This window comes from Curtobacterium sp. GC_Cur_3 (genome assembly GCF_026544205.1).
Lineage (GTDB): Bacteria > Actinomycetota > Actinomycetes > Actinomycetales > Microbacteriaceae > Curtobacterium.
On the sequence record NZ_JALNUI010000011.1, the window covers coordinates 52,191 to 61,666 of the forward strand.

Genomic DNA, 9,476 nt, shown 5'->3' on the forward strand with positions numbered 1-9,476 from the left:
GGACGGTGGTGTGGGGCCCGTCCGTCCGCCGGTGCGTGGCCGTGTGGGGCGGCCGCCGCGGTGGCGAAGCGGCAACGATGACTCGTCACCCTGAACGGTTGATCCGTTCCGGCCCCCGCTGGACGCTCTCGGAGGCCTGGTAACGGATCGGTAACGGCCGAATCAGCGGTCCGAGCTGGCACTCTCCTGAGCGGTCCGACCCTGCGCCACGCGCTCGAGGGCGTCGAGGGCCTGGGCGATCGCGGCGACGTCCTCGGCGGGCAGTTCCTCGATCAGCTCGGCGACCAGTCCGGTGCGTCGGGAGCGGGCTTCCTCGACCGCGGCGATGCCGGCGTCGGTGGCGCTCACCATGAACGCGCGGCCGTCGGTGGGGTCGGCCTCCCGGGCGATGAACCCGCGCTGCTCGAGCTCCGTCAGGATGCGGGTCATCGTGGGCTTCGTGACCACCTCGATCCGCGACAGGTCGCCGGGGCGCAGGGGTCCGTGGGCCTGGACCGTGGCGAGTGCGGAGATGATGCCGTACCCCAGCGAGGCGGAGTCGGTGCGGGCGCGGCGGTTGATCCGTCCGACCGCTCCGGCGAGGCGTGCGGCGACCTCGGTGCGGTCCGTCTGCCGAGTGCTCATCTGCTGCTCCGGGAGTGCTCGTCGGGTGGGTTCCCGCGATGCTACCGGCTGCCCACAGCGCCGTGCTGGGAGTCCTCGAGCGGGGTGTCAGGCCGTCGGCGCGGAACGAGGAACCGCCCGTCTCGCGGCTCGAGACGGGCGGTTCCTGTGGGGACGCTCAGGCGTTCGCAGGAACGAGCGTCTTCAGCGCTTCTGACCGGGCAGCTGGTGGATGGCCTCGGTCGCGAGCTCGGCGGCCACGTTGTCCCCGCTCTCGGTGGCGGCGCGGAGTGCCCGGAAGTCCTCGGTCATCCGGTCCCAGTCGACGAGCTGGTCGAGGTTCGGCAGGCGCAGCCGGAACGCCAGGCCGTCCATCGTGTCGATGCACACGCGCTGCAGGTTCGGGTTGCCGCACTCGCCGACGTAGAGCGCGAAGACCCCGAGGGCGTCGGTGTTCACCGCGGCGACGTCGTGGGCCTCGAGCTCGCCGATGGTGCGGTCGAGCGCGCTGAGGATCTTCTTGCGGGACGCCGCGGTGAGTCGGGGCACCGCGAGCCGGACGACGCCGCCGAACAGCACGCCGAGGGTCTGCATGGCCTCGATCACCTCGGCCGGGTCGGGCGTCGTCACGCGCGTGTAGCGGTTCGGCGCCATCTCGATCAGGCCGGCACGGGCGAGCTGGCTGAGGGCTTCACGGATCGGGGTGCGGGAGACACCGAGCCAGGAGATGAGCTCGTCGTCGTTGAGTCGCTCACCCGGCTCGAGCGTGCCGTCCATGATCGCCTCGTGGATCTTCTGACGGACGGTGTCACGGAGCAGCTGGTGCTCGGTCGGGGCGCTGGTGGGGACCGGCATGTCGTTTCCTTCGGGTCGGGTTCGTCCGGTTCGACCAGGGATCTGTGCGGACGCATCGGTCACGATACCTGATATGCGAACGGCGTTGCGCTCGGATCGGGAGTGTCAGGTCGCGGTGCGCAGCAGTGTCAGCGTCCGGTCGTCCTCGGCCCCGTCCCACCAGCGCGCGAGCACCGCGCGGAAGGGCTCGGGGTCCGGCGCGACGGCGGCGAACAGCGTCATGGAGGAGCGGAGCTTCAGCGCGTCGATCCCGCCCATGAGGGCCACCGCGCTCGACGCCGGTGCGGTCGCGGCAGCGTCGGTGACCTCCTGCAGCCGCATCCCCAGCACGGGGTGCGCGAGGTAGGCGCGGGCCTCGTCGATGCCGGTGACCGCGTAGCGCTCGGCAGTGGCGCTGCGCCCGAGCCCGGCGAGCTGCGGGAACACGAACCACATCCAGTGCGAGGACTTGCGGCCCCGACGGAGCTCCGCCAGCGCGACCTCGTGCACACCCTCCTGCGCCTGCACGAAGCGGTCGAGGTCGAACGGGTCGCGCCGGGCTGCGCCGCTCACCGGACCACGTCTCCCCAGCCGTACCGGACCGTCGTGTCGTCGAGCACGAGCAGCGAGTCCGGCGCGCGGTCGAACAGCCCCGGCAGACCGACGGCGTCAGGCAGGTCGCCCTCGAGCCGTTCGAGCCGGGCCCGGCGCAGGACGAGTGGCGGGTGCTGTCGCTGCCAGAACACCGTCTGCGCGAGGAGCTTCGCGTGGATGCCCGCACGCGTCGTGAGCTCGGTGGCGAGGGGTGAGTCGTCGACCTCTCCGGCCACGACACGGACGGTGGTGGCGAGACGGGGCCGTGCCGAGCCTCCCGACCGGAGCGAGCCGAGCGAGCCGAGCGACCGGAGTGAGCCGAGCGACTGGACCGACCGGACGCCTCCGCGCCACCGGTCCGGGTGCCGCACCGAGCGGTACTCCAACGTGTCGCCACGGCGGCGACCGCCGGCGCGGGAGAACGTGTACGGCACGCCGAGCAGGGCGTGCGCGGCGACGATCGCCGGGACGTTGTTCGTGTCGACCGTCCGGTAGACGACGCCGTGGCGACCGCGGTCGTCGACCGTGAGGACCTCGATCGTCACCTCGGTCATCGACCCGAGCCGACGCGACGGCGGGAACGGCGGCACCGCGGTCTCCCGGAAGACGTAGGAGGACAGCCCGGCCCAGGCGCTGCCGTCCACGACGTCGGGACGGATGCCGCGGGGGAGCAGCGGCGCCAGGGCCTCCGGGTCGTGCCGCCAGTGCGCGAAGACGACGTCGTCCCAGGCGTGCACGGTCACCGGGCGGTGGCGCAGTGGCTCCGACGCCCGGTCCCGCGGGGACACGATCACCGGCGGGGCGCGTGCCGGCCGACGCGCAGGGCCCAGGCGACGAGCGGGGCCTGCAGGGGCAGCCGGACGACCGCGACGAGCCGCGAGGCCCTGGTCGAACGGGGGCTGTCGAGCAGGTCCCGTGCCATTTTCACATTGGCGGGGAAGACCGCGACGAACAGCGCCGCGGCGGCGAGCCCGGCGCCCCGTCGGGTGGCGGGCACCGCGAGGCCGGCGGCGATGCCGAGCTCGGCGAGGCCGGACGCCAGGGTCGTGGTGCGCGGGGGCAGCCCGGCCGGCACGATGCGGTCGTAGCCGCGCGGGCGGAGGAAGTGGGTGGCGCCAGCGCCGCCCAGGATGACGGCGAGCACGGCCGCCGTCCTGGAGGCGCGTCTGGCGCGGTCGGAGCGTCGTCCCATGGCGCCCATCGTGGCCCTGGGGCCCCGGGATGCTCCCAGAGCGACCACAGGATGCGGTCAGCTCAGGTCAGCTCAGGTGAGCTCAGGTCAGCGCGGTCGCGACCAGGTCGAGCAGGGCCGTGGCAACCTCGGCCTTCGTGCCGGAGGCCTCCCGCACCACAGCGCCGCCGGGCACCAGGACCTCGACCTGGTTCTCCTCGCGCTCGAAGCCCGCCGACCAGCCGACGTGGTTCACCACGAGCAGGTCCGCCGGCTTCCGGGCGATCTTGGCGCGGCCGAGCTCGATGCGGGCGTCCCGGTCGGGTTCGGTCTCGGCGGCGAACCCCACGATGACCTGTCCGGGACGGCGGTTCGCCACGAGGTCGGCGAGCACGTCCGGGTTCCGCACCAGCTCCAGCGTCATCCGCTCGCCCTGCGCGTCCTTCTTGAGCTTCTCCTGCAGCACCTCGGCGGGGCGGTAGTCGGCGACCGCTGCGGTCATCACGACGACGTCGGCCTCGGCGGCCGCGGCGTGCACGGCCTCGGCGAGCTCGAGCGCGGAGCCCACGGAGACGATCCGGGCGTCGAGGCCGGCGGTCAGGCCCGCGTCGACGTTCGCGGACACCAGGGTGACGGTCGCGCCCCGCGACGCAGCGGCGGCGGCGATCGCCACACCCTGTCGGCCGCTGGAGCGGTTGCCGACGAAGCGCACGGGGTCGAAGGGTTCACGGGTGCCGCCGGCGCTGACGACGACGTGGACGCCGGCCAGGTCGCCCTGCTCACCGCGGGCGCCGGTCCCGGCGGGGGAGCCGGTGCCGGCGGGGGAGCCGGTGCCGGCCGGGGAGCCGGTGCCAGCCGGGAGGCTCGGCTCGGCCCCGGTGGTCCGGCTCGCGTCCGTCGTCTGCGCGAGCACCGCCAGCGCGGCCGCCGCGATGTCCTCCGGTTCCGACATCCGCCCGATGCCCGCGTCGTCGCCGGTGAGCGCGCCGACGACCGGCCCGACGACGTGCACGCCGCGGTCGCGGAGCGTGGCGAGGTTCGCCCGGGTGGCGGGGTGCTCCCACATCTGCGGGTGCATCGCCGGCGCGACGACGACGGGCGCCTCGGTCGCCAGCAGGGTCGTGCCGAGCAGGTCCCCGGCGAGGCCAGCGGCCATCCGCGCGAGGGAGTCAGCGGTGGCGGGAGCGACGACCACGAGGTCCGCGCGACGTCCGAGCGACACGTGGCGCACCTCGGCGACGTCCTCGAACACGCTCGTCGTGACCGGGTTCCGGCTCAGGGCCTCGAGCGTCGGCAGTCCGACGAAGCGCAGGGCGCCCTCGGTCGGGACCACGTGGACGTCGTGGCCCGCCTTGACGAACTCGCGGATCACCTGCACGGCCTTGTACGCCGCGATCCCCCCGGTGATGCCGACGACGATGGTCCTGCGCTGCTCCGGTGCTCCGTTCACGACGGTCACGCTACCCGGACGGCGCTGCCGGGCGGTCGGGAGGCTGGTGGCAGGATCGGTCGCATGTGCACCGTCGTCGTCCGCGTCGATCCCCGATCGGCGTGGCCCGTCACCATGCTCGCCATGCGTGACGAGTCCCCGTCCCGCCCGTGGGACCCGCCCGCCGCCTGGTGGCCCGACCGCGACCCGGGCGTCCGCGGGGTCCGCGACCGCGAGGCCGGCGGCGCGTGGCTCGCCGCGTCCGACGAGGGTGGGCTCGCCGTCGTGCTGAACCGGTGGGAGGACGTCCCCTCCGCCGACGGCACCTGGACCACCCGCGGGGTGCTGCCCCTCGACGCCGTCGCCGACGGGGAGCTGCCGGGACACGACGGCTCGGTGCCGACGACCCGGGCGTTCAACCTCGTGCGGGCCACGGCGTCCGGTGCCGAGGTGCTGTCGTGGGACGGCGTCCGTGTCCGCACGACGGAGCTCGGGCCGGGCGTGCACATGGTCACGCATGGGGAGCCCGACGACCCCGCGGCGCCGCGGATCGGCCGGTGGCTCGAGGCCTTCCGCCGGGTCGCAGCGCCGGACGGGCCGCCCGAGCTCGCGCCGTTCGACGAGCTCCGTGCCGCCGAGGCCCGGTCGGACGCGGGCGACGGCTGGGGGCCCGGGTCGGACGCCGGCGACGGCTGGGGGCCGTGGTTCGGGGTCCTCGCCGCCTCGGCCGCACTCTCGCCGGGCGACCCCGACGCGATCCTCCGCGACACCGTCGAGCCCGAGGGGCACTTCGCGACGCTGTCCATCGTGGCGGCGGCCGTCGGGCCCGGGCGCACGGTGCTGCAGCACGCGCGGCTCGCCGACCCGGGCGACATCAGCGGCTCCGTGGAGCTCCACCGCGCCTGACGCGCCGCACCCGGTGCGAGGTTGCGCACCCCGTGCGGCGGGACGACCGTGCACGGGGTGTGCAACCTCGCACGGGCCGAGGAACCGCGCACGGAGCGGGTGCTCAGGCCGGCAGGTGCGTCCCCGTCAGGTCCTCGGCGACGGCCCACAGGCTGCGTGCCAGGTCCGTGCTCCGGGCCGAGCGGGGGATCGACGCGACGGACGTCGGGCCGGTGATGCCCAGGGGGCCGGCGGGACCGTAGTACGCCCCACCCGTGGCGGACGGGCCGACCGCGGCGAACAGGAGCGGCTCGCTGCCCTGCTCGACCCCCTGCGTCCACGGCCACGCCCGCTGGTCCGAGGACACCGGCGCCGACCGACCCAGGGACCGCCCGGCGGACTGCAGGTTCGTGCGCGTGTAGCCCGGGTGCGCGGCGGTGCTGAGGAGCGGCCAGTCCAGCTCGACCGACAGCGTGTGCAGGTGGAGCGCGAACAGCAGGTCGGCGAGTTTGGACTGGGCGTAGGCGCGGAACGGGCTGTACCCGCGTTGCCACTGCAGGTCCTCGAACCGGATGCGCCCGGGGACGGCCGCGAGGCTCGACATCGTCGCCACGCGCGGCGCCTCGGCCCGGAGCAGCGCCGGCATCAGCAGGTTCGTCAGCGCGAAGGGGGCGAGGAAGTTCGTGCCGAACTGCAGCTCGAAGCCGTCGACGGTCTCGAACCGTTCGCGCGGTGCCATCACGCCCGCGTTGTTCACGAGCACGTCGAGCGGTCGGTCGTCGGCGAGCACGCCGGCGGCGAAGCGGCGCACGCTCGCGAGGTCGGCGAGGTCGAGCTCGCGGACCTCGACCGAGGCGCCGGGGTGCGCCGCCCGGATCTCGGCGGCGGCGGTCTCGCCCTTCGACGTCGTGCGCACGGCGATGACGACGTCGGCACCGGCGGCAGCCAGGCGCGTGGCGGTCTCCTTGCCGGTGCCGCTGTTGGACCCGGTGACGATGATGCGTCGGCCGGTCTGGTCGGGGATCTGCGGCATGGGCGCGACGGTACACGCGGGCCTTGCGGACCCCTCGCGTCCGGCGTCCCCCTGTGCTAGATTCATGCGTACGCATCAATCAGGAGGCATCGCATGAGCAACGCATTCGGCACTGGTCGTCCCTCGGACGTCCCGCCGCCCGCACCGGACCGCGTCGGTCCCGTGCAGCTCGGCCTCGACACGTTCGGCGACGTCACCGACCGCCTCGACGGCACCACCCGCACCCACGCCCAGAGCCTCCGCGACCTCGTCGACGAGGCCGTCCTCGCCGACCAGGTGGGCATCGACTTCATCGGCGTGGGGGAGCACCACCGCGCTGACTACTCCGTGAGCGCCCCCGAGGTCGTCCTCGCCGCCATCGCCGCCCGCACCGAGCGCATCCGGATGGGCTCCGCCGTCACCGTGCTGTCCTCCGACGACCCGGTCCGCGTGTACGAGCGCTTCGCCACCGTCGACGCGCTCTCGAACGGCCGCGCCGAGGTCATCCTCGGCCGCGGGTCCTTCACCGAGTCCTTCCCGCTGTTCGGATTCGACCTGTCCGACTACGAGGTCCTGTTCGAGGAGAAGCTGCAGCTCTGGGCGGCCCTCCGCGGCGGCGACACCGTCACCTGGAGCGGCACCAAGCGCGCCCCGCTGACCGAGCAGGACGTCTTCCCGAAGCTCGAGCACGGCCCCATCCCGACGTGGATCGGCGTCGGCGGCTCGCCCCAGTCGGTCATCCGTGCCGCGTCCTACGGCATGCCGCTGTTCCTGGCGATCATCGGTGGGCAGCCCGCGCAGTTCGCCCCGTTCTCGCGCCTGTACCGCCAGGCCCTCGACCAGCTCGAGATCCCACAGCAGCCGATCGCGATGCACTCGCCCGGTTTCGTCGCCGCGACCGACGAAGAGGCCGCCGAGCGCTACTGGCCGTACCACAAGGACGTCACCGACCGTCTGGGTCGCGAGCGTGGCTGGCCGCCCCTCGACGTCGCCCAGTACCAGGCCGGGCTCTCCGCCGGCGGGTCGCTCTACGTCGGTTCGCCGGAGACCGTCGCCCGCAAGATCGCGCGCAACATGCGGATCCTCGGCGTCTCCCGGTTCGACATGCGCTACGCCACCGGGCGTCTGCCGCACGAGGACATGATGCGCTCCATCGAGCTCTACGGCACCGCGGTCGCCCCGCGGGTCCGCGAGCTCCTGGCGGAGCCCGTCCCCGTCCCCTGACGGCACTGACGGCACTGCCGGGAGGCCCGGGGGCGCGTCCGCCGCATCCACTCACGGGAGCGCCGGGTAGCGTCCACCGCATGCCACAGCACTCCAGCACCATCGAACGTCGCTTCCGGGGCCGGATCATGGGCGTCGGCACGACCTCGGGCGTCCGACTCGTCATCGGCATGTGGGAGCAGTCCCCGTTCGGTGCGTTCACGGACGTCTTCGTGGAGCTGCCCGACGGGTCGAGCGTGCTGCTCGCCCCGGACGAGATCGTCGCCGCGTACGTCTCCGGCACCTACCGCTTCGACGCGGTCGACGTCCTGCCGGTGCACGCCAGGCGGACGGCGTCCGGGCTGGAGCTCGACGCCGGCCAGCTCCGCGCGACCATCGACGTCGGCACGATCTCGCCGCTCGGTCGGCTGCTCCGTGTCGTGCCCAAGCCGATCGCCCGCGACCCTCGCTGGCTCCGGACGATCAACCCGATCGCGCGGCTCGTCGCACCGGGCGCCGGCACCGCGGGCTCGGCGGGGAACGGCCGTCGCGAGTACTACGGCGTGACCGGGGCGCACGACGTCACCGGTGTCCGCGGGACCTGGGCGGGGGAGCCCCTCGGGGACCTGGCGCCGCTCGACCCGCCCGTGCGCTTCGGCTTCGCGTCGATGCCGCGCATCCCGCAGGTCGTCGACGTCGAGACGACCATCCGCGAGCCCGCCTGACGGACCCGCACCGCGCTCCGCAGCCGGCGGGGCGGAGCCGGACCGAGCCTCCAGGCCGGGTCGTGAACCGCTGACCGAGGTGCTGGACGTGTCCAGGGTGGAGGGGCAGACTGACCCGAACGGTACGCCCCCGGGTTGCCCGGCCAGGTCGGTGCAACGGGGCACTCGATGCGAAGGAGCACCATGACCGACACGCAGGCGGACCAACTCGCCGCCATCTCGGACATCGTCCACGGAGCCCGAACCGCCCTCCTGACCACGGTCAGCGAGGACGGGTCCCTGCACGCACGACCGCTCGCGGTGCAGGACAAGACCTTCCACCGCACCCTGCGCTTCCTGGTGCAGGACGGCAGCGAGAAGGTCGCCGACATCGCCAGGAACCCGCACGTGAACGTCGCGATCGAGTCGCAGGGCGGCTACCTGTCCATCGCGGGGACGGCCACGGTCACGCAGGACGACTCGGTCATCGACGAGCTGTGGTCGCCGTTCGCCGAGGCCTGGTTCCCGGACGGGCGGGGGGACCCCTCGATCCGGCTCCTCACCGTCGAGGGGGACTCGGTCGAGTACTGGACGCAGGACTCCGGGAAGGTCGGCACCCTCGTGCAGACGATGAAGGCCGCGCTCGGGCGGGAGTCCCAGCCCGACGTCGGGAGCCACGGGACGGTCGAGCTGTAGCGGGCGGGGGTCTTCTCGGGCGCTGAGCGCGTGCGAGACACCCCCCTCTCGGCGGGGGACGGCTTCGTCAGCGCGAGTTGCACGGGCGAGACGCCGATGTCTCGTGCTGAGACGCCCCCGTCTCGATGCGAGATACCGGTGTCTGCGCGAGACGCCTCGATGCACGCGAGACGCGGTCGAAAACTGCGGCGTCTCGGAGCTCGGGCGGCGTCTCAGCGAGACGCCGGTGTCTCGAAGTGGGCGGGCTGTGCCGGGGCAGCGCTGTCGGAGCTCGCACGGTGCGCGATCACTCAGCTGGTGCGAGGTTGGCAAGCCCGTGCGGCTGTACGAACCCGCACCCAGTGG

11 protein-coding genes are annotated in these 9,476 nt (G+C 73.7%); 4 read left to right on the forward strand and 7 right to left on the reverse strand.

Features of this window, described 5'->3' with window-relative positions:
- Positions 1-162 precede the first annotated feature (162 nt).
- The 6 genes from OXR63_RS07650 to OXR63_RS07675 form a co-directional block, all read right to left on the reverse strand.
- Positions 163-624, reverse strand: a complete 462-nt coding sequence (locus OXR63_RS07650) for a MarR family winged helix-turn-helix transcriptional regulator (RefSeq protein WP_267421574.1) — start codon at positions 622-624, stop codon at positions 163-165.
- Positions 625-807: 183 nt separating this feature from the next.
- Positions 808-1,458: a GntR family transcriptional regulator gene (locus OXR63_RS07655; RefSeq protein ID WP_267421576.1), complete on the reverse strand. Its 651-nt coding sequence runs from the start codon at positions 1,456-1,458 to the stop codon at positions 808-810.
- Between the two features lie 105 nt (positions 1,459-1,563).
- Entirely contained in the window at positions 1,564-2,010 is a 447-nt protein-coding gene (locus OXR63_RS07660; protein ID WP_267421578.1) for a DUF1810 domain-containing protein, read from the reverse strand.
- Entirely contained in the window at positions 2,007-2,774 is a 768-nt protein-coding gene (locus tag OXR63_RS07665) for a DUF2071 domain-containing protein (RefSeq protein WP_267421580.1), read from the reverse strand. Before OXR63_RS07665 ends, OXR63_RS07660 begins: the two co-directional genes overlap by 4 nt.
- A 47-nt stretch (positions 2,775-2,821) precedes the next feature.
- Positions 2,822-3,223: a DoxX family protein gene (locus OXR63_RS07670; RefSeq protein WP_267421582.1), complete on the reverse strand. Its 402-nt coding sequence runs from the start codon at positions 3,221-3,223 to the stop codon at positions 2,822-2,824.
- Positions 3,224-3,305: 82 nt separating this feature from the next.
- Positions 3,306-4,652: a bifunctional phosphopantothenoylcysteine decarboxylase/phosphopantothenate synthase gene (locus tag OXR63_RS07675; RefSeq protein WP_267421583.1), complete on the reverse strand. Its 1,347-nt coding sequence runs from the start codon at positions 4,650-4,652 to the stop codon at positions 3,306-3,308.
- Between the two features lie 63 nt (positions 4,653-4,715).
- Here OXR63_RS07675 and OXR63_RS07680 point away from each other — a divergent pair, with 63 nt between their 5' ends.
- Entirely contained in the window at positions 4,716-5,537 is an 822-nt protein-coding gene (locus tag OXR63_RS07680) for an NRDE family protein (protein WP_267421585.1), read from the forward strand.
- Positions 5,538-5,640: 103 nt separating this feature from the next.
- On the opposite strand, the gene OXR63_RS07685 is transcribed toward OXR63_RS07680, so the two are convergent.
- Positions 5,641-6,549, reverse strand: a complete 909-nt coding sequence (locus OXR63_RS07685) for an SDR family oxidoreductase (protein ID WP_267421587.1) — start codon at positions 6,547-6,549, stop codon at positions 5,641-5,643.
- Positions 6,550-6,642: 93 nt separating this feature from the next.
- On the opposite strand from OXR63_RS07685, the gene OXR63_RS07690 reads away from it, so the two are divergent.
- The 3 genes from OXR63_RS07690 (at position 6,643) to OXR63_RS07700 (ending at position 9,131) form a co-directional block, all read left to right on the forward strand.
- Positions 6,643-7,752: an LLM class flavin-dependent oxidoreductase gene (locus OXR63_RS07690; RefSeq protein WP_194662371.1), complete on the forward strand. Its 1,110-nt coding sequence runs from the start codon at positions 6,643-6,645 to the stop codon at positions 7,750-7,752.
- A gap of 80 nt (positions 7,753-7,832) precedes the next feature.
- Positions 7,833-8,456 carry a hypothetical protein gene (locus OXR63_RS07695; RefSeq protein ID WP_267421590.1) on the forward strand — a complete coding sequence of 208 codons (624 nt, stop codon included), beginning with the start codon at positions 7,833-7,835 and terminating at the stop codon, positions 8,454-8,456.
- Between the two features lie 183 nt (positions 8,457-8,639).
- Positions 8,640-9,131, forward strand: a complete 492-nt coding sequence (locus tag OXR63_RS07700) for a pyridoxamine 5'-phosphate oxidase family protein (protein WP_267421593.1) — start codon at positions 8,640-8,642, stop codon at positions 9,129-9,131.
- Positions 9,132-9,476: the final 345 nt, after the last annotated feature.

What these genes read in the sequence shown, in the direction of transcription:
- OXR63_RS07695 (WP_267421590.1), top strand. Translation starts at nt 7,833, where the DNA reads ATGCCACAGCACTCCAGCACCATCGAACGTCGCTTCCGGGGCCGGATC.
- OXR63_RS07670 (WP_267421582.1), bottom strand. Translation starts at nt 3,223, where the DNA reads ATGGGACGACGCTCCGACCGCGCCAGACGCGCCTCCAGGACGGCGGCC.
- OXR63_RS07680 (WP_267421585.1), top strand. Translation starts at nt 4,716, where the DNA reads ATGTGCACCGTCGTCGTCCGCGTCGATCCCCGATCGGCGTGGCCCGTC.
- OXR63_RS07685 (WP_267421587.1), bottom strand. Translation starts at nt 6,549, where the DNA reads ATGCCGCAGATCCCCGACCAGACCGGCCGACGCATCATCGTCACCGGG.
- OXR63_RS07690 (WP_194662371.1), top strand. Translation starts at nt 6,643, where the DNA reads ATGAGCAACGCATTCGGCACTGGTCGTCCCTCGGACGTCCCGCCGCCC.
- OXR63_RS07650 (WP_267421574.1), bottom strand. Translation starts at nt 624, where the DNA reads ATGAGCACTCGGCAGACGGACCGCACCGAGGTCGCCGCACGCCTCGCC.
- OXR63_RS07700 (WP_267421593.1), top strand. Translation starts at nt 8,640, where the DNA reads ATGACCGACACGCAGGCGGACCAACTCGCCGCCATCTCGGACATCGTC.
- OXR63_RS07655 (WP_267421576.1), bottom strand. Translation starts at nt 1,458, where the DNA reads ATGCCGGTCCCCACCAGCGCCCCGACCGAGCACCAGCTGCTCCGTGAC.